The organism is Pseudomonas sp. PDM31 (assembly GCF_019218965.1).
In the GTDB taxonomy this organism is placed as follows: domain Bacteria; phylum Pseudomonadota; class Gammaproteobacteria; order Pseudomonadales; family Pseudomonadaceae; genus Aquipseudomonas.
In genome coordinates this window covers 455,825-473,416 of the sequence record NZ_JAHUWS010000004.1, presented here as the reverse complement: position 1 = coordinate 473,416, position 17,592 = coordinate 455,825, and the positions used below count along the sequence as shown (strand labels likewise).

General features: G+C 59.9%; 15 protein-coding genes and 1 pseudogene. 5 read left to right on the top strand and 11 right to left on the bottom strand.

Annotated elements, in window-relative coordinates; all coding sequences use genetic code 11:
* Together tsaE and KW839_RS10880 are read right to left on the bottom strand one after the other, a co-directional pair.
* Positions 1 to 471, bottom strand: a complete 471-nt coding sequence (gene tsaE, locus KW839_RS10885) for a tRNA (adenosine(37)-N6)-threonylcarbamoyltransferase complex ATPase subunit type 1 TsaE (RefSeq protein WP_060542740.1) — start codon at positions 469 to 471, stop codon at positions 1 to 3.
* Entirely contained in the window at positions 459 to 1,958 is a 1,500-nt protein-coding gene (locus KW839_RS10880) for a bifunctional ADP-dependent NAD(P)H-hydrate dehydratase/NAD(P)H-hydrate epimerase (protein ID WP_060542739.1), read from the bottom strand. Before KW839_RS10880 ends, tsaE begins: the two co-directional genes overlap by 13 nt.
* 63 nt (positions 1,959 to 2,021) lie before the next feature.
* Here KW839_RS10880 and queG point away from each other — a divergent pair, with 63 nt between their 5' ends.
* Positions 2,022 to 3,086 (top strand): tRNA epoxyqueuosine(34) reductase QueG, encoded by a 1,065-nt coding sequence (gene queG, locus KW839_RS10875; RefSeq protein WP_060542738.1) that lies wholly within the window; start codon positions 2,022 to 2,024, stop codon positions 3,084 to 3,086.
* Positions 3,087 to 3,192: 106 nt separating this feature from the next.
* On the opposite strand, the gene KW839_RS10870 is transcribed toward queG, so the two are convergent.
* Together KW839_RS10870 and orn are read right to left on the bottom strand one after the other, a co-directional pair.
* Positions 3,193 to 3,804, bottom strand: a complete 612-nt coding sequence (locus tag KW839_RS10870; protein ID WP_218424310.1) for a trimeric intracellular cation channel family protein — start codon at positions 3,802 to 3,804, stop codon at positions 3,193 to 3,195.
* Positions 3,805 to 4,014: 210 nt separating this feature from the next.
* Entirely contained in the window at positions 4,015 to 4,557 is a 543-nt protein-coding gene (orn, locus tag KW839_RS10865; RefSeq protein WP_060542736.1) for an oligoribonuclease, read from the bottom strand.
* A 107-nt stretch (positions 4,558 to 4,664) separates the two neighbouring features.
* On the opposite strand from orn, the gene rsgA reads away from it, so the two are divergent.
* The 4 genes from rsgA to KW839_RS10845 all read left to right on the top strand — a co-directional run bounded on the left by rsgA (position 4,665) and on the right by KW839_RS10845 (position 7,770).
* Positions 4,665 to 5,696 (top strand): small ribosomal subunit biogenesis GTPase RsgA, encoded by a 1,032-nt coding sequence (rsgA, locus tag KW839_RS10860; protein WP_060542735.1) that lies wholly within the window; start codon positions 4,665 to 4,667, stop codon positions 5,694 to 5,696.
* A gap of 213 nt (positions 5,697 to 5,909) precedes the next feature.
* Positions 5,910 to 6,317: a TIR domain-containing protein gene (locus tag KW839_RS10855; RefSeq protein WP_218424309.1), complete on the top strand. Its 408-nt coding sequence runs from the start codon at positions 5,910 to 5,912 to the stop codon at positions 6,315 to 6,317.
* A gap of 2 nt (positions 6,318 to 6,319) precedes the next feature.
* Complete coding sequence (locus tag KW839_RS10850) at positions 6,320 to 7,279, top strand: caspase family protein (protein ID WP_060542733.1); 960 nt, start codon at positions 6,320 to 6,322, stop codon at positions 7,277 to 7,279.
* Complete coding sequence (locus KW839_RS10845) at positions 7,279 to 7,770, top strand: toll/interleukin-1 receptor domain-containing protein (RefSeq protein ID WP_218424308.1); 492 nt, start codon at positions 7,279 to 7,281, stop codon at positions 7,768 to 7,770. Before KW839_RS10850 ends, KW839_RS10845 begins: the two co-directional genes overlap by 1 nt.
* 138 nt (positions 7,771 to 7,908) lie before the next feature.
* Here KW839_RS10845 and KW839_RS10840 read toward each other — a convergent pair whose 3' ends face one another.
* The 7 genes and pseudogenes from KW839_RS10840 to motB all read right to left on the bottom strand — a co-directional run bounded on the left by KW839_RS10840 (position 7,909) and on the right by motB (position 17,589).
* Positions 7,909 to 8,178, bottom strand: coding sequence for a PAAR domain-containing protein (locus KW839_RS10840; protein WP_218424307.1), 270 nt, complete (start codon positions 8,176 to 8,178; stop codon positions 7,909 to 7,911).
* Positions 8,175 to 9,709, bottom strand: a pseudogene (locus KW839_RS10835) (DUF2875 family protein); the annotation flags it as partial. The pseudogene KW839_RS10835 and the gene KW839_RS10840, both read right to left, overlap by 4 nt.
* Positions 9,710 to 9,731: 22 nt before the next feature.
* A complete protein-coding gene (locus KW839_RS10830) occupies positions 9,732 to 10,001 on the bottom strand; it encodes a PAAR domain-containing protein (protein WP_218424306.1) in 270 nt (89 codons plus the stop codon).
* Positions 9,998 to 11,677, bottom strand: a complete 1,680-nt coding sequence (locus KW839_RS10825) for a DUF2875 family protein (RefSeq protein ID WP_218424305.1) — start codon at positions 11,675 to 11,677, stop codon at positions 9,998 to 10,000. The genes KW839_RS10830 and KW839_RS10825 overlap by 4 nt, the downstream gene beginning before the upstream one ends.
* Positions 11,674 to 13,704 (bottom strand): DUF3274 domain-containing protein, encoded by a 2,031-nt coding sequence (locus tag KW839_RS10820; protein ID WP_218424304.1) that lies wholly within the window; start codon positions 13,702 to 13,704, stop codon positions 11,674 to 11,676. Before KW839_RS10820 ends, KW839_RS10825 begins: the two co-directional genes overlap by 4 nt.
* Positions 13,701 to 16,262: a type VI secretion system Vgr family protein gene (locus KW839_RS10815; RefSeq protein WP_371318062.1), complete on the bottom strand. Its 2,562-nt coding sequence runs from the start codon at positions 16,260 to 16,262 to the stop codon at positions 13,701 to 13,703. The genes KW839_RS10820 and KW839_RS10815 overlap by 4 nt, the downstream gene beginning before the upstream one ends.
* 262 nt (positions 16,263 to 16,524) lie before the next feature.
* Positions 16,525 to 17,589, bottom strand: coding sequence for a flagellar motor protein MotB (gene motB, locus KW839_RS10810; RefSeq protein ID WP_218424303.1), 1,065 nt, complete (start codon positions 17,587 to 17,589; stop codon positions 16,525 to 16,527).
* Positions 17,590 to 17,592: the final 3 nt, after the last annotated feature.

The window sequence follows — 17,592 nt, the reverse complement described above, 5'->3', positions numbered from 1 at the left end:
CTATTTGGATTCCAACGCCAAGGCGGCACACCAGACCTCGCCGCGCGAGCCCTGGGATAAAATTTTCAGCGAACGCCCGCTGTCATGCGGGCTAATGGTAATGGTCAGGTCGGGCTTTGGCAAAAAGCCCGCACCTTTATCCGGCCATTCGATCAGGCACAGGGCATCATCTTCGAAATAGTCGCGAATGCCCAGGTACTCAAGCTCTTCCGGATCGACCAGGCGGTACAAGTCGAAATGGAAAGCGCGTACTTCACCGATTTCGTAGGGCTCGACCAGGGTAAACGTCGGACTTTTCACCGCCCCGACATGACCCAGGCCCCGGATGATACCCCGGGACAGCGTGGTTTTCCCCGCGCCAAGATTCCCCTCAAGAAAAATCAGGCCATGACCTTGGGTAGTTTGGGCGATGCGTGCGCCAAAGTCGCTCATGGCCTGCTCATCGGCCAGGTACAGGGTTACTTCAGACACGGTGCATGCTCCTCCAACAACTGACGAATGGCTGGAATCAGATCACTGGCCGCCAACCCACGGCCGAATTTACCTTGTTGCGCGCCAGCATTGGCGTGCAACCACACCCCCAGGCAGGCCGCATCGAACGCCGTCATGCCTTGGGCCAGCAGCGCGCCGACCAGGCCGGCCAGCACATCACCGAGACCCGCAGTGGCCATGGCCGGATGCCCCTGATGACAAAGCGCCAGTCGCCCGTCGGGATGGGCGACCAGACTGCCCGCGCCCTTCAAAACCACGACCGCTGTGTATTTTTTGCTCAGTGCATGGGCCGCTGCCGGACGATCCGCCTGAACCTCGGCGGTGCTTATCCCGAGCAACCGGGCGGCCTCCCCCGGATGCGGGGTGATTACGCAATCCCTGGGCAGAGTTGCACGCTCTTCGGCCAACAGGTTCAGCGCGTCGGCATCCCACACTTGTGGCAGGGCCGCATCGGATGCCGCCGACAGCAGACTGCGCCCCCAGCCGGCCCGGCCCAATCCCGGACCGACGACCAACACGGACACTTTTTGTAGCAATTCCATCAACTGATTGGCTGAAGAGGTTCCCAGCACCATCGCCTCGGGAATTCTGGCCAGCGCAGCAGGGACATGTTCGGCGCGGGTCGCCACGGACACCATGCCGGCGCCACTGCGAAGTGCGCTTTGCGCGCTGAGCAGGATAGCGCCCCCCAGACCGTGGTCGCCGCCAATCAGCAATACATGACCGAATTTTCCCTTGTGCGAAGCCGGTGCTCGTGAGGCCAGCCGCGGCAGGTTACCGGGCATCAGTCGGCGAGCGCTGACCGGCGCCCCCGCAAGCATCTGGGGATCCGCGTGCAAATCATTGAATACCAGCTCGCCGACCACGTCCGCTGCTTCACCGGTGAACAATCCCAGCTTCAATCCAATGAAGGTCACCGTCAGGTCGGCACTCACGGCACGACCAAGGATGCGACCCGTATCCGCGCACAACCCTGACGGAATATCCACCGCCGCAACCGGCAGTGCGCTGGCATTGATCGCGGCGATGGCGCCGGCATACGGCTCACGCACGTCACCGCTCAGACCGGTGCCAAGCAAAGCATCCAGCACAATGCCGCGCAATCCGGTTTGTGCCGTCCAGGGTTCGATGACCACGTTTTCGGACACTGCCTCGGCATGGGCCAACGCCGCGTCGCCCTGCAAGCGCTGCGAATTCCCCACCGCCAGCACCCGCACCGCCCATCCGGCACGCTGGGCCAACACGGCCACCAGATACCCGTCCCCGGCGTTATTGCCATGTCCGGCCAACACGCACAGTTCATTCGCTGTCGGCCATTGCCGCACCAGCGCCCGCCACGTCGCTCGGGCCGCGCGCTGCATCAATTCGAAGCCCGGTGTGCCGGCCGCGATCAGGCTCGCATCGAGCCCTCGCACTTGCGCGGCGCTGTACAGCGCGTCGGGTAATTCATCTTTAGTGTGCGGCATGCGTCTTCAGGCTCCGATGTCTGGCAGAATTATACGCACCTCAGCTCCGGTTTCTCTTGTCTCATGCCTGCTATTACCACAGATCTGCCCGCCCTCGCCCAATCCATCAAGGACTGGGGCCGCGAGCTGGGCTTTCAGCAAGTCGGCATCAGCGGCCTCGACCTGGCCGAGCATGAGCAGCACCTGGAGCACTGGCTCGAAGCCGGCTACCACGGCGAAATGGAGTACATGGGCGCCCACGGCAGCAAACGCTCGCATCCCGAAGAGCTGGTGCCGGGCACGCTGCGCGTGGTGTCCCTGCGCATGGACTACCTGTCGGGCGACACGCAAATGGCGAAAATGCTCACCCAACCGGAAAAAGCCTACGTCTCGCGTTACGCCCTGGGCCGCGATTACCACAAGTTGATCCGCAAACGCGTGCAGCAACTGGCAGAAAAAATTCAGGCCCAGATCGGCCCGTTCGGGTTCCGTGCTTTCGTCGACAGCGCGCCCGTGCTGGAAAAAGCCATCGCCGAGCAGGCGGGCCTTGGCTGGATCGGCAAAAACACCCTGGTGTTGAATCGCAAGGCCGGCAGTTATTTCTTCCTGGCAGAGCTGTTCGTCGATTTGCCGCTGCCGGTGGATCCGCCCCACGCCGGCGAACATTGCGGCCGCTGCACGGCCTGCCTCGATATCTGCCCGACCAATGCTTTCGTGGGCCCCTATGTGCTGGACGCCCGACGCTGTATTTCCTACCTGACCATCGAACTCAAAGGCGCCATCCCCGAAGATCTGCGACCGCTGATCGGCAACCGGGTGTTCGGTTGCGATGACTGCCAGATTGTCTGCCCATGGAACCGCTTTGCCCGCCCCTCCGGCGAAAGCGACTTCAAGCCGCGGCACAACCTGGACAACGCCGAGCTGGCCGACTTGTTCATGTGGGACGAGGACAAGTTCCTCAGCAACACCGAAGGCTCGCCGCTACGCCGGGCGGGCTATCACAGCTGGCTGCGCAACCTGGCGGTCGGGCTGGGCAATGCGCCTTCGACCATTCCAGTGCTCGAAGCGCTGAAGGCTCGCAGGGAATACCCCTCGGAGTTGGTGCGCGAACACGTCGAGTGGGCCCTGAAACAACACGGACTCCTGTAGGAGCGAGCCTGCTCGCGAAAAACCCGAGAGCGCCGCGGGCATTCAGGATGCCCGCGTTATCGTTGACGTCCATCGCGAGCAGGCTCGTTCCTACAGAGGCCCGCGTTCAGGCTTCGTCGTTATAGACGAACTTGGGCATTTCCCAGTGAAAACGGATGGCCAGCAACCGCAGCAGGAAACCGCCGAACAGGGTAATCAGGATCGACTGCTCGCTGGGCAATTGCAGGTAGATGCACAGCATGTAGCACCACGCCGCGGCAAACGAGACGCTGGCGTAAAGCTCGCGACGGAAGATCAGCGGGATGTCGTTGCAGAAAATATCCCGCAGGATGCCGCCAAACACACCGGTGATCACGCCGCTGACCGATGCCACCAACATCCCATGGCCCATTTCCAGAGCAGTCATGCAGCCAATCAGGGTAAATGCCACCAGGCCCACGGCATCGAGCACCAGAAACAACGAGCGCAGGTGGCGCATCCAGCGCGCCGTAAACACCGTGATCATTGCCGCGGCCGAGGTCAGCACCAGGTATTCGGGGTGTTTGACCCAGGTCAGCGGATAGTGCCCGAGCAATACGTCGCGCACCGCCCCCCCCCCCAGCGCTGTGATACAAGCGATCAGCACCACGCCAAACCAGTCCATGCCGCGCCGGCCGGCAGACAGGGCGCCGGTCATGGCTTCGGCGGTGATGGCGATCAGGTAGAGCATCAGCAGCATGGTGGCGGTCCTTGCACAAAAGGCGCGCAGTCTACTCACTTCAACAAGGCACCAAAAGAGTGCTCCATAGAAAGCACTGCTCCCTGTGGTGAGGGGTTGCCCGCGCAGGCCCGCGAAGCGGCCCCAAAACCAAGCCAAAGTGTTTTGTCAGTTAGTCCGCGCCGGCCGATTTACGGGGGCAAGCCCCCTCGCCACAAAGGCGCCGCCCAATCAGAACTTGATGAAATGCTTGCGGTAGTGCTGCAGCTCGGCGATCGATTCGCGGATGTCGTCCAGCGCCAGGTGGGTGCTGCCCTTCTTGAAGCTGTCGCGAACGTCCGGTGCCCAGCGCGCGGCGAGCTCCTTGAGGGTCGACACGTCGAGGTTGCGGTAGTGGAAATAGCTTTCCAGAGATTTCATGTGGGTATAAAGGAAGCGACGGTCCTGGCAGATACTGTTGCCGCAGATCGGTGACTTGCCCTTCGGCACCCACTGTTCCAGGAAGGCAATGGTTTGCGCTTCGGCTTCGGCCATGCTGATGCGGCTGTCGCGAACGCGCTGGGTGAGTCCGGAGCCACCGTGTTGACGGGTGTTCCATTCGTCCATGCCCGCAAGGATGGCGTCGCTGTGGTGGATCGCGATCACCGGACCTTCAGCCAGGGTGTTCAGGTCACTGTCGGTGACGATGGTGGCCATCTCGATGATGACGTCGGTATCAGGGTTCAGACCGGTCATTTCCAGGTCGATCCAGATAAGGTTCTGCGAGTTTTGCATGTGTCGGCTCCCAAGTAATGCTGCGCAGTTTAGCCTAGGCCGGTGGCCGGGCGTGCTAAACTCGCCGCCGCTTTACCTAATCGCTGCATTCTTGATACGGAACACCCATGGCCAAACGCCAACTCAATCGTCGTCAAAACTGGCGCATCGAAAAGATTCAGGGCGAACGCGCTGCCCGCGCCGCCAAACGCGAGTCCTCGGCTGTCGAGGCACTCGAGGGCGGTGACCTGGGCCCGGAACAGCACGGTCTGGTGATCGCGCACTTCGGTGTGCAGGTCGAAGTCGAGGCTCGCGACGGTGAACTGGCCGGCCAGGTGTTCCGCTGCCACCTGCGCGCCAACCTGCCGGCGCTGGTGACTGGCGACCAGGTGGTCTGGCGTGCCGGCAACCAGGGCATCGGTGTGATCGTCGCGCAACTGCCGCGCAACACCGAGCTGTGTCGCCCGGACAGCCGTGGCCAGCTCAAGCCGGTAGCGGCCAACGTCGACATGATCGTAATCGTGTTTGCACCGCTGCCCGAGCCCCATGCGAACCTGATCGACCGTTATCTGGTGGCCGCCGAGCATGCGGGCATCAAGCCACTGCTGCTGCTCAACAAGTTCGACCTGATCGACGAACACAACGCACCGGCCCTGAACGCCCTGCTCGCGGTTTACCGCACCCTCGGTTACCCGGTGCTGGAAGTGTCGGCACACCATGGCAACGGCATGGAGCAACTTCAGAAACAACTGGACGGGCGCATCAGCGTGTTCGTCGGCCAGTCCGGTGTCGGCAAGTCCTCGCTGGTCAACAGTCTGCTGCCCAACGTCGAGACCCGCGTCGGGCCGTTGTCCGAACTGTCCGGCCAGGGCACCCACACCACCACCACCGCGCGATTGTTCCACTTCCCCGGCGGCGGTGAACTGATCGACTCCCCGGGCATCCGCGAATTCGGCCTGGGCCACGTCAGCCGCGCCGATGTCGAAGCCGGCTTCATCGAGTTCAACGACCTGCTCGGCACCTGCCGCTTCCGCGACTGCAAGCACGACCGCGAACCCGGTTGCGCCCTGCTCAAAGCCCTGGAAGATGGCCGCGTGCAGCAACAACGCATGAACAGCTACCGCTCGATCATCGCCAGCTTGCCGGAAAACGGCTACTAAACAGACGCGCCCACCGCTCCGATGCCAACGGGGTGGTGGGTGGCGGCCCTGCCCCGAAACAAAATCCCGCCGTTTTAAACGTCAGACCTTTCTGTAAGGCATTCGCACGCCTGCTTGTAGGGCATTTCTCTTTAAGCGCCGAGCCCTTGTAGCCGTTCGCCAATCACCTAAGTTCAAGCCCTCTTCGCACTCCGGCGACACAGAGGGACACCTATGCAAACCTACCATTTGTTCATCAGCCATTCGTGGAGCTACCCCCACGCCCACGACAATCTCGTGCGCCTGCTCAACGCCAGGCCCGGTTTCACGTACAAGAATTTTTCGGTGCCAACGGACAACCCGATCGTGGGCGCCAAAACCGACAAACAGCTTGAGGAGGCCATCGAAAACAAGATCCGTGCATGCTCGGTGGTGCTGATCATGGCTGGCATGTATTCCACGTACAGCAAGTGGATCAACAAGGAAATCGAGATCGCCAAGCGCATGGGCAAGGTGATCATCGCGATCAAGCCGTTCGGTGCCGAGCGAATTTCCACTGTGGTGCGTAACGCGGCCCATGCCGAGTGCGCGTGGAACACCAACAGCATCATCAGCGCGATTCGCCAGCATACGGCGGTGTAACCATGCGCAAGGGACTGTTTATCGGCATCAACGACTACACCCACGTTTCGCGCCTGAGCGGCTGCAGTAACGACGCCATGGCCATGGCTTCCGTGCTCAAGACTGACGCCAACGGCGATCCGAACTTCAAGAACATCGTTCTGACCTCCGCCGAGGATTACCTGAGCCGGGAAAAGCTCGAAGACCAGATACGCGATTTGTTTTCCGGCGACTGTAACGTCGCGCTGCTGTACTTCGCCGGCCACGGCAGCTTCGATAGCGATACCGACGAAGGCATGTTGATCCCTCAGGATTACAGGAACCCCAAGGACGGGATTCGCATCAGCGACATTCTCAACTGGGCGACCAAGGCGACCAGGATCAAAAACAAGGTGATCATTCTCGACTGTTGCCAGAGCGGCTCGGCCGGCGAGTTGCGCGCCTTGCGCAGCGAGGGCAGCGTGGTCGGTGAAGGCATGACCATCCTCACCGCCTGCAAAAAGGAAGAACCGGCGATGGAAGGCGCGCAGCACGGTGTGTTCACCGGATTGTTGCTCCAGGCCCTGCACGGCGGCGCTGCGAACATCCTGGGCAAGATCACGCCTGGCAGCCTGTATTCGTTTGTCGACAATGCCCTCGACGCCTGGGAGCAGCGTCCGGTGTTCAAGACCAACGTCTCGCAGTTCATTTCGCTGCGCGAAGTGTCACCGCTGATCCCCAAGGAAATCCTGCGCAAACTCCCCGAATGGTTTGCCGAAGCGGAGTCGGTGTACCCCCTCGCCCCCAGCTTTGAGCCCACCGAGCCAGAGTTCAACCCGGAGCACGGTGAGGTCTTTGCCCAGCTGCAAAAGTGTAACCGCCACAGTCTCATCGAACCGGTGGACGCCGAGCATATGTACTACGCCGCCATCCATTCCACCGGCTGCCGCCTCACCGCCCTCGGCGCCTATTACCGCGAACTCGCCATCAAGGGACATTTCTGATGCCAGTCTTTATCAGCTACCGCCACATGGATCGCGCCCATGCGATCAACATCAATAACCGTCTGATGCAGGCCAACATCAAGACTTACCTCGACGTGCTGGACCCGGAGTCACAGACCACCGACGACATCACCGGCGTGATTACCCGCAACATCAGTGAATGCACGCACTTGCTGGCAGTGGTCTCGGATAAAACCGCCCTGTCCTGGTGGGTGCCGTTCGAAATCGGCGAGGCGACCATCACCAATCGACGCATCTGCTCGTTCAAGACCGGCCCGGCAGAACTGCCGCTGTACCTCGACAAGTGGCCGAAGCTTACCCACGAGAAAGACATCGAGTTTTTCATTGATGCCTATCGCAGCGAAGCGATACTCAAGCGTTCGATGTCCCTGGAGTCTATAAACGGCAGCGAGTCCATGCGCAGTGCCAACAGGAGCAATGCCGACCGCTTCCACAGCGACCTCAAATCCAGAATTACCCGGGGTTTCTGAGGTAGCAAAAATAAGAAAGCCGCGAGCTATTCGCGGCTTTCTTGTGCCGACCTCGATCATTTTCGTGACGTCCCGAAAATAATCGGCAGTCTCCACTCCCACGAGCGAACCAGAGCTCAATACCTTCCGTGGTTCGACCTAGGCCACCTGCACATTCTGAGCATTTCGCGCAACGCCATGACAACCGCACGCCAGTCGATGCCCTTGCAATACGACCGGAATGCCATTCATACGCCGGCGCGGATGCCCTTCGACGAAGGCGAACTCGCCCAGATGTAGCGGACATGTAGCCTTGTCGCCTAACACCGCCGGGGTTTTTCCATTGAGTGTATGCATGCCTTCGAGCTGGCAGGACACCACGGTGCCACCGCTACTGGTGGCGTCGCCCAGGCAAATGGGATGGCTCATGTTCTGGGTACACCGCCACTTGGAGAGCCGAACTTGAAGGGGTCGGTACCTCGGTTTTCACGGTTCCTGGCTTTTCGCGCCTCGTCTGGCGGGCGGATCATTTGCACCGTCAGGCTGCCGTCCGGGCCGGCGTAGACCACCGCGCTGATTCCGCCGTCCAGGTAACTGGCAATGGTCGCAAGGTTGATTTCCACCAGGGCCCCGCTAACGCCGGTATTGCCCAGGCGCCGCCCGATGTCGTAACCCTCGTCAACATTGCCCAGCTCGATACCATGGCCATCCGTATTCAGGCCATGCAAGGCATTGGTCGGGGCGATTTCAGCGTCCCGATTGTCGGTGGTGTCATAAAACACGCGGACCGGCTTCTGCCCTTCGGGCAATGTCTCCACGGCCTGCAGCCAGCCTGCCTGCAAGGCTTTGGCTTGTAACACTGGCTTGAGTCGCTGGCCGTGCTCATCCTGCATCGAGACCTTGATGGGCCGGTGCAGGTAACCCAGCACTGGCGCAGCGTCGAACTCTTTGACCTGATGCTGGGCCCAGCGTATGGGTAGCCATGGGGAGGGTTCGAAATAGCCGGTCCCTCGATCAGAGAGGGTTCTCCAGAGCGAGGGGAGTTGCGATTGCCAGTAGGCGGTGGACATGGTGGTTGGCGCATAGGGGGCCTTGGAAGCATTGGCTCGCGCTTCGGTCTCATACCAACCCATAAATGCTCTATCACGGTCCCAATAAAAGGCCCATAGCTTGCCTATGTCAGTGTTTTTGTTCTGGTTGTCCTCAGGCTCATGGGTAGCATAAGGACGAATAAACCGATCCACCCTATCCGAGCGGGTAACCAGCAGCCCGGTCATGCTTTCGTACACCGTGGGGACGACATGACCGTTCTGCAATCCCGGGGTGCCTGGCACGCGCAAACCGTTTCGCGTGACGTCACCGTCCTCGCTCACAATCAAGGCTTGGGGCACTTTTGGATTGTCAGCAAAGAACTGAAATAATCGCTCGATCATGCCTTGGGCATGGGTTGTATTCTCCGCGTCCTGCCACAAAAAGAGCGTGACGCCGAGAGTGGCTGCATTGCGGCCGTTGAGAATGTTATCCGCAGCCCCTGTATCTGAAGGTTGCTTGGGCGGTGCGATGGAAAACACCGGGATTGGCCAGTACGCCACTGACTCGCCTGCTGAATGTTTGAACGCCACGCGAATTTTTATATCTCTGCTGATCTCTCGGGAGTCCAGTGAATCCGTGTAATCCTTGGGATCTCGTGAATAAATCGAAGTAAAGTTGTTATTTTTCTTTTTGATGAATTGCCAGATTTCCGATTGGTGATCCTGGTAGATCCCAAGCCCCACCCCGCGGATTTCCAACGCATAAGTCCGCGTTTGCGTGGCCCGCTGCTCGGCGATTTGCGCCATTCGTTGGCTTTATAAGCGGCAAGCCCCGCCTTTTCACTGGCCACGGCTTTGCCCCACCAGTGAACACTGAAAATCAGCAGCAAGGGGCCCAGGATGGCGGCGATGCCCCAGCGCATTACCGGGTTGATCTTATGAAGCTCCACGTCAGATAACCCGTACGCTCAAAGCATTACTCGCCACAGCATGGCAACCACAGGCCAGTAGATGCCCTTGCAATACGACCGGAATGCCGTTCATACGCCGGCGCGGATGCCCTTCGACGAAGGCGAACTCGCCCAGATGCAGCGGGCATGTAGCCTTGTCGCCCAACACCGCCGGGGTTTTTCCATTGAGGGTATGCGTGCCTTCGAGCTGGCAGGACACCACAGTGCCACCGCTACTGGTGGCATCGCCCAGGCAAATCGGATGGTTCATTGATTGTCTCCCAGCATGCGAAACCTGAACGGGTCAACGCCGTGGGTTTGCTGGTTCTTCGCTTTGCGGGCCTCGTCCGGCGGTCGGACCATTTGCACCGTGACGCTGCCGTCCTCGCCGGCGTACACCACCGCGCTGACACCTCCCTCCTGATAGCTGGCAATCGTGGCGAGGTTGATTTCCACCAGGGCGCTGCTGACGCCAGTGTTGCCCAGGCGCCGACCGATGTCGTAGCCCTCGTCGACATTGCCCAGCTCGAGTCCGGCTCCATCGACGTTGAGGCCATGCAGCGCGATGGTCAGGGCGATTTCGCCAGAGGTGTTGTCGGTGCTGTCGTAAAATACACGCGCAGGTTTTTCACCTTTGGGCAGGGTCTCCAGTGCTTGCAACCAGCCTGCTTGCAGGGCTTTGGCCTGTAGTGCGGGTTTGAGCGGTTTGCCGTTTTCGTCGTGCATCGCGACTTTGATTGGGCGGTGCAGGTAGCCCAGTACTGGGGCTTTATCGAACTCCTGGACCTGATGCTCGGCCCAGCGCACCGGTAGCCAAACGGAGGGTTCGAAATAACCGGGACCTCGGTTGCTCAGGGTTCGCCAGAGGGTGGGGAGTTGAGATTGCCAGTAGGTAGAGGACATGGTGGTGATAAGGCGAATATGACCTGTCCTGCCTTTGGCACGTTCACTCTCTTTATACCAATCAAGAAAAGCATCATCACGACTCCAATAGAACGCCCACAACTTGCCCATGTCGGTGTTTGTGTTCTGGTTGTCCTCGGGATCGTGGGTGGCAAAGGGGCGGATGTAGCGGTCTACCCGATCCGAACGGGTGAGCATCAGGCCGGTCATGCTTTCGTACACCGTTGGCACGGCATGGACATTTTGCAGACCCGGCGTTCCCGCCGCGCGATAGCCGTTTCGAGTGACATCGCCGTCTCGACTCACAATCAGTGCTTGGGGCACCTGTTGATTGTCGTCAAAGAACTTGTATAGGCGCTCGATCATGCTTTGGGCATGAGTGGTATTGTCCGCGTCCTGCCAGAGGAACAGTGTGACACCCAAAGTAGCGGCATTGCGTCCGCTGAGAATAGTGTTTGGGGCTCCGGCGTCCTCAGGCCGCTTGGGTGGTGCTATCGCAAACACCGGAATTGGCCAGTAGGCCACTGAGTCACTGGCCGAATGCTTGAACGCAACGCGTATATTGATTTTTTGAGTGATCTCTCGAGAGCTCACTGAAGTGTCGTAATCCGCCGGATTTTTCGAATAGATTGAGGTGAAGTTGCTGTTGGTCTTTTTGATTTCTCGCCAAATTGAAGATTGATGCCAGTTATCAACAGCAAGCCCAGTACCCCTTATTTCCAACGCATAGGTACGCTCCTGGGTAGCGATGTGCTCGGCTCTTTCGGCCATGAGTTTTGATTTGTAGGCCGCGAGCTCTGCCTTTTCGTAGGCTACGGCCTTACCTAACCAGTGCCCGCTGTAGGTCAACACTAGCGCACCAAAAATACTCGCTATTCCCTTAAGCATCACGGCGCTCATATCTACCAACTCCCTGTTTTCAGACTGTGCTGTGTAGATGATGATGAGTAAAAAACCAAGCCAAATAGCGGTCAGTATTCCCGCAGTCCAGAGATAGCCTTTCAGCTTCGGCCGCTGTGATATGTCCTGCCGATGGTCCCTCATGGGTGTGCACCTTTTCCCTTTGAGCCGATTATCAGCGCTGGCGGTGTCAGCGAAACCAGTTCAGTTGACGGAAACTTCCCTTTGTCGTAATACAGATAGCTAGCCTCGACCAGTGCTTCGGTCGTCGCACTAAGTCGCGACCAACCTTCCATATTCATGACTTTATCGAATCGCTCCTCATCTAGTTTCCAATCTGCAATCGCCACCAACACCTCACGCATCACCGGATCATCCAGGCACTTTGCCTGCCCAATCGCAATGTCCATCGCCGTCACCCAGCGATGGTTCTCCGGACTGCGCAACACAGCCGAGTGGTAGCTGTTGTCGGTCCACTCCTTCTGGTCAACCTGCATGCGCGCACGGATTTCGTTGGGGGTTTCCTCGCGGTAGATACGGTAGTGGTCCTCACTATTGAGCATCGGGTTGCCGGACACCGGGGTCTGTCGAAGGGCCCGGGTCTGATCGTCTGGCTCTTTGCCGTGATTCCAGCAAATAAGCCCGGCATCCAGGTCGAGGCGTTTCGCAGTTTGGGTCACATAAATCCATTTGAAAGAGGCACTGGGATTACCCAATGCAGCGTTTTGCGAGACCGCATCCGGGCGGTCCTTTCCTGCCTCATGGCTAGACCCGGTCACGGCTTCGCCGCCGAACATCTGCGGTGCATGGGGCGGGTAAAGTTGTTCGGCATTGATGTTGCGCGTCTGGCCTTCACGGATCCCCGCCTGCGAGGCTATCGCTGCGACCGAGCCGCCACCGGGATAGCGCGGTTCTCCCTCGGCGCGGGTGAAGTCTGGTTGCGGAGCCTTGCCAACCAGCACCGGTTCGCCGTCACGCAAGCGCCTGGTCCAGAGACGCTGGTAGAAGCGCATGGATTGCAGCGCGTTCATGGCCGGCTGGCCATCGGGCAACTCGTCCGGCACGCCGTAAGTGCCGATGCCTTGCACATCGTCCAGCGCTACGGTGGTGTCGTTCGGGCAGAAATAAAGGTACACCTTGCCGCGATTGTCGCGTTCGGGAAACACCACGATTTTCCCGTCGGCACCCACGCGCTGGCACTCCTCGGGTGACCAGCGCGGCCCCGTGCGACCGCCATAACCCGGCACGCCACAGCCCATGGCACTGAGGGGTGGTTGCGCATGGGGTGCCTGGGTGGTGTGTTGCACGATGTCGATCAGGGTTTGCAGGGTCTGCAAATTTTTCGGCGTCGCACTCGGCAGTACCGAGTAAGGCGAGGCCACCATGATGGCGCAGTCGGCGCAGCGTTCACCGCGATCCACCAGCATGGCCTGGGCGAGCAAGGTGATCAGCGTGCCCTGGCTGTGCCCCATGATGGTGATGGTTTCATCGGGGGAAACGCGGCGAATCTCGCTGACCAACATGGCCAGCCGGGTCGCGGCCAGCACGAAATACCGTCGATGCGGCGCCTTGCCCATGTACAGGGAGTTGGGCATCGTGGGTTGTACCCAATGGCGCAGCCACTTGGCGAAACCTTCTTCGTACATCTCCAACAGATTGTTGGTGGCGTTAGCGAAAAATCCGCCGCCCTTGGCGAAGTGACGGTCCAGGCGGTTGTCGAATCTGTCCAGGAATTGATTTCGTAGCCTGGCCGGATCGCCCTTCTTATCGCGTTTGATTTCGCCGGGGGCGGCCCGATAGCCCCAATAGAACGGAATAAACAGACTGCGGGTCTTGGAGTCTTCGGTATCACGCTGGTAGAGGTAAGTGTCCGGATCGTCGAGTATTTGCTCCTCGTTATCCTTCCACGCCTGTCTGGGCGTGCTGTTAGCCTCGTTGTATTTGGTGCCATACCGCCCCGCCTTCAGATCCGGCCGATCCAGCCGCTCATTCACCCCCTGACACAACCCGGTTTCCACCGATTCATACGACGCCCCCGGGTCATTCACGCCGTGCAGGAAGATCACCACGCCCGGCAGGTCCGCGGGTACTTCCATTTTGCGCTCGGTGTTGCAGTTGGGCATCAGGCGGGTGGTGAGTTGCGCCACGCAGTACATATCTTCGCTGCTCATTGGTCGCCACCGTTCTGGTCTTTGCCACGCAACGCCGATGCTTGCGCCTGATGCATCAGCTCGCGCTCTACCCGCTCCGTCAGTCCGCTTGAGTCCGTCAATCCTTGCACCGTGCTGCCGTCCTCCAGTTTGATTTGGTAAGCATGCCCGGCCGCCAGTCGGGCGCTGTCGTCGCCGTGGCCGGGGTAATGAATGACCAGGCGTTGCGCGGCGGGGTCTCGACCGAACGCAGGCACCGAGGCACTGTCGGTTTTCGGCCCCACCCAGTCATGCTCGCTGGCATGCACAATGGCCTTGCCCTGCGTGCCAATCTCGACCCCGCCACCGATCCTGATGTAGCTGCCGTCATCGGCCACCAGGCGGATGGTGGGGGCTGTGATGACCACCTCGCCTTCGACCGCAGACAGGTGCAGGTTCTGTTGAGCATTGAGCACCATGTCATCTTCCTGGGCTTGCATTAGCACCTTGCCCCGATTGGCAATGGCGCTGATGCCATCGTCCTGGGCGAAGGCGCTGATACCTTTACCGGCTTGCAGGCGCATGGCGCCGCCGCTGGTCATCTGCACATGATCCTGGGCGATGGTGTCGTGGTTTTCACCGGCGTAATGAACCTGCGAGCGAGGCGTGGCGCTGGCAATACCCGCCTCGGCCGCCACCGCGACAACCGGATCACCACTCCTGTCGTCAGCGGGCGCAGGCCATTGTTGCAACGACTGGCGCAGCGCCTCGATGCCATCAAGGTCGACCTGCTGGCTGCCCCGGGCAGCGGCGGTCTGGCCGAGGGACTGGAACAGTTCGCCACACTCGGTCAGCAGCTTGAGCAGTTCTTCGCGGTCCAGCTGTGAACCCTGCGCATCGCGGCGAGCGTAGGTGGTCAACAGCATCCCTTGAGCCGCCCGCAGGGCAATAGCGGCATCGCTGCGCAATTCGGCGCCATGGCCGCGTGGCTCGGCCCGCCCATCGGTTCGCGGTGTGGCGAGCTTGCCCAGGTTCAGCGCGGTGGCGTGCTGGGTCGTGCCAAGCCGGGCGCGCAACGCGCCGGGTGTATCGTCGAAGAGCAATTCGTTGAAGCCCCTGCCACGATGTTCCCGGGACATGATCCCCGATAAGGCGCGATTGCCCGGCAGCCCGGTGGCGTTGCTGAAATACGGAGGAACATGGTCAGCGTTGTAAAGCACCGACGTCACCAGGGGGCGGTCGATGTCGCCGCCGAGGAACGTGACCAGCACTTCCTGACCGATGCGCGGCAGAAACTGATGACCGAAGCCGTCGCCGCCACTGGGCATGGCGACCCTGAGCCAGGTCGTACTTTGCGCAGGCCCCTGCTCTCGCTGCCAATGAAAGCGAACCTGCACGCGCGCCATCTCGTCGGTAAACACCTCCTCCCCGGCAGGGCCCACCACGATGGCGGTGAGCGGCCCGGTAATCGTCGGTCGCGGCGTAATGACCGCAGGGCGATACGGTATCTTGCTGCGAATGCAGGCGAAGTTATTGTCGTAACTTGCCGGCTGATCCGTCAGGTAGTTGTTGCAGCCTCGGTGCTCCACCTTGAGCAAGAGGAAATGGCGATCTTCCCTGGGATCAGCATCGTGATCGAAGTGCTCGCTCAGTTCAAAGGTGTAACCGGGCAACATGGCGCGACAATGACTGGTGCCCTCAAACGTCTTGGCCTGTACCTCCAGGGCTTCGAGTCGATGTTGCACCAGTGTCTCGCCAACGTCGTAATCAGGGTGGCTGTAATGTCCGGGAAAATCGTAGATTTCGTAGGCTGGTACCGCTCCTTGAGCGTTGAGGCTGGGCATGCTGACCGGCAGCGGGTTGCGGGGTTGCCGGTAGTCGAACGTCTGAATGGCCATCTTGCCGGACTGCAAAACCCGATGACTGCTCCATTGGGTGATCGAGTCGTCGGTCTCGGTGACCGAGGCGCTGTGGTAGCGGATCTGCGGTTGTCCGGCCAAGGGTTCCAGGTTGCGGGAGTGGTCGGTAATGATCAGGCGGTGTTCCTCCTTCGTATGATCGAAGTAGAAAAACAACCCTTCACGCTCCAGCAGGCGCAAGACGAAATCCAGATCGTGCTCGCGGTATTGCGTGATGTAGCTGTGGGACTTGAGCGGCCGCCCAAACTCCAGATGGAACTCGAACCTTGGCAGCACACCGTAGTGCGCAAACACCGTGCGCAGAATGTCTTCGACGGTTTGCTCCTGGAAGATCCGCGAGTCGAAACGACGCGACAACATCCATAGCCAGGGGCTCAGGGTGGCTGAGTAGTAAGCCAGGCCACCGTCACTTTTCTGCAGACTGAATCGACTGATGTAGCCGTGAACATAGCGCGCCTCACCGCTCGCCAGCTCAATCTCGAGCAGCGCGGGCTGCCCCATCAGTGACTTGAGTTCCAGGCGGGCATCCTGACTGATCAGTGATAACTCGAAACTGAAAAGTGTCGACAAACCCTCGGTGCCGCTAAAGCGTTCAAGCAGCAGTTCTTGTGGGTGGTCAATCGGGGAGGTGAACCTGAAAAGACGCCGGTTCTGTGGCGAGAATCTATTTGTTAGTTCCATTAACAAGCTTCCTGCGGCATAAGCAAACCGTGTTCGCCCCAGGACCTGCACGTCCATGCTCCTGGCGGAACTCAATGCCGGGAATTAAGTCGCTTATGAAATAGCTTGTATGTAGGACGCGTCCTTATTTGGATTCGGATTTTTCTGCGCAATCGCGATCGACCTAGTCACCCTGTAGGTTTTTTTATTTTGGACGACTGAAGATACGTGGGGACAGCGGGCGAACCCTGAAGCAGGGGTAAACCTGTTTCAGGGCTAGACATCACTGCTTTGGCGTTGCAGCCGGTTTGGCCGGCTCGCCCGGCTTTGGCGGCGGGTCATCGAACAGGTTCAGGCGCTCACGCAGTTCGTGGGCCGGCAGCGGTTCCTTGTCCGCCGGCAACGCGTTCGGATCAGCCGGCTTGGCTGGTGCGGTTGGCGTGGCCGGTGCCGCGTCCGGAGTAGCCGAGCTTTGCGGGGCAGCGGGGGCAGGGTCCGCGCCTTGTGCACCCTCGATGGTCCGCTGGGCTTTTTTGGTCAGCACGACGATGTCGATGCGACGGTTGACCGGGTTGAGCGGATGCTCGCGATCGAACAAGGCCGAGGAGGCATAACCGACCACTCGGGCCACCTGCGATTCCGGGTAACTGCCCGCCACCAGCGCACGCCGCGCCGCGTTGGCCCGGTTGGCCGAGAGCTCCCAGTTGCCGAAATCGCCGGTGCCGGTGTACGGCTTGGCGTCGGTGTGGCCACTGATGCTGATCTTGTTTGGCACCGCCTTGATGGTGTCGGCCATGGCCAGCAGGATGTCTTCGAAATACGGCTTCAGGCGTGCTGAGCCTGAGTCGAACATCGGCCGGTTCTCGGCGTCCATGATCTGGATGCGCAAGCCGTTCGGCGTGATCTCGAACAGGATCTGGTCCTTGAACTTTTGCAGTTGCGGGTTCTCGTCGACCTTGTTCTGCAATTCCTGCAGCAACAGTTCGAGGCGTTCCCTCTCAACCATTTCGGCCATACCTTCGACCTGATCGGTGTCGACTGTCACCCGGTCCGGTTGCGGCTGCGACTTATCCTCGGGGTTGAGGGTGTTTTCCGGTGCCAGGGTCGGCGTTCCGCCCAAATCAATGATGTAGGGCGTACCGCTTTCGGTAAAGCCGACCGGGTCTTTGAAGTAACCGGAGATGGCTAACTTCTGTTCTGGCGTGGCGGTGGACAGCAGCCACAACACCAGGAAAAACGCCATCATCGCCGTGGCAAAGTCGGCGAAGGCGATTTTCCACGAGCCACCGTGATGCCCGCTGGCGTAGCGCTTGACGCGCTTGATGATTATCGGCTGATTGTTTTCCATGGC

Bases quoted from the DNA above. Each gene is read 5' to 3' on its own strand.
- KW839_RS10815 (WP_371318062.1), bottom strand. From the start codon at position 16,262: ATGGAACTAACAAATAGATTCTCGCCACAGAACCGGCGTCTTTTCAGG.
- KW839_RS10870 (WP_218424310.1), bottom strand. From the start codon at position 3,804: ATGCTGCTGATGCTCTACCTGATCGCCATCACCGCCGAAGCCATGACC.
- KW839_RS10855 (WP_218424309.1), top strand. From the start codon at position 5,910: ATGCAAACCTACCATTTGTTCATCAGCCATTCGTGGAGCTACCCCCAC.
- KW839_RS10840 (WP_218424307.1), bottom strand. From the start codon at position 8,178: ATGAGCCATCCCATTTGCCTGGGCGACGCCACCAGTAGCGGTGGCACC.
- KW839_RS10880 (WP_060542739.1), bottom strand. From the start codon at position 1,958: ATGCCGCACACTAAAGATGAATTACCCGACGCGCTGTACAGCGCCGCG.
- KW839_RS10825 (WP_218424305.1), bottom strand. From the start codon at position 11,677: ATGAGGGACCATCGGCAGGACATATCACAGCGGCCGAAGCTGAAAGGC.
- motB (WP_218424303.1), bottom strand. From the start codon at position 17,589: ATGGAAAACAATCAGCCGATAATCATCAAGCGCGTCAAGCGCTACGCC.
- orn (WP_060542736.1), bottom strand. From the start codon at position 4,557: ATGCAAAACTCGCAGAACCTTATCTGGATCGACCTGGAAATGACCGGT.
- KW839_RS10845 (WP_218424308.1), top strand. From the start codon at position 7,279: ATGCCAGTCTTTATCAGCTACCGCCACATGGATCGCGCCCATGCGATC.
- KW839_RS10820 (WP_218424304.1), bottom strand. From the start codon at position 13,704: ATGAGCAGCGAAGATATGTACTGCGTGGCGCAACTCACCACCCGCCTG.
- queG (WP_060542738.1), top strand. From the start codon at position 2,022: ATGCCTGCTATTACCACAGATCTGCCCGCCCTCGCCCAATCCATCAAG.
- KW839_RS10850 (WP_060542733.1), top strand. From the start codon at position 6,320: ATGCGCAAGGGACTGTTTATCGGCATCAACGACTACACCCACGTTTCG.
- KW839_RS10830 (WP_218424306.1), bottom strand. From the start codon at position 10,001: ATGAACCATCCGATTTGCCTGGGCGATGCCACCAGTAGCGGTGGCACT.
- rsgA (WP_060542735.1), top strand. From the start codon at position 4,665: ATGGCCAAACGCCAACTCAATCGTCGTCAAAACTGGCGCATCGAAAAG.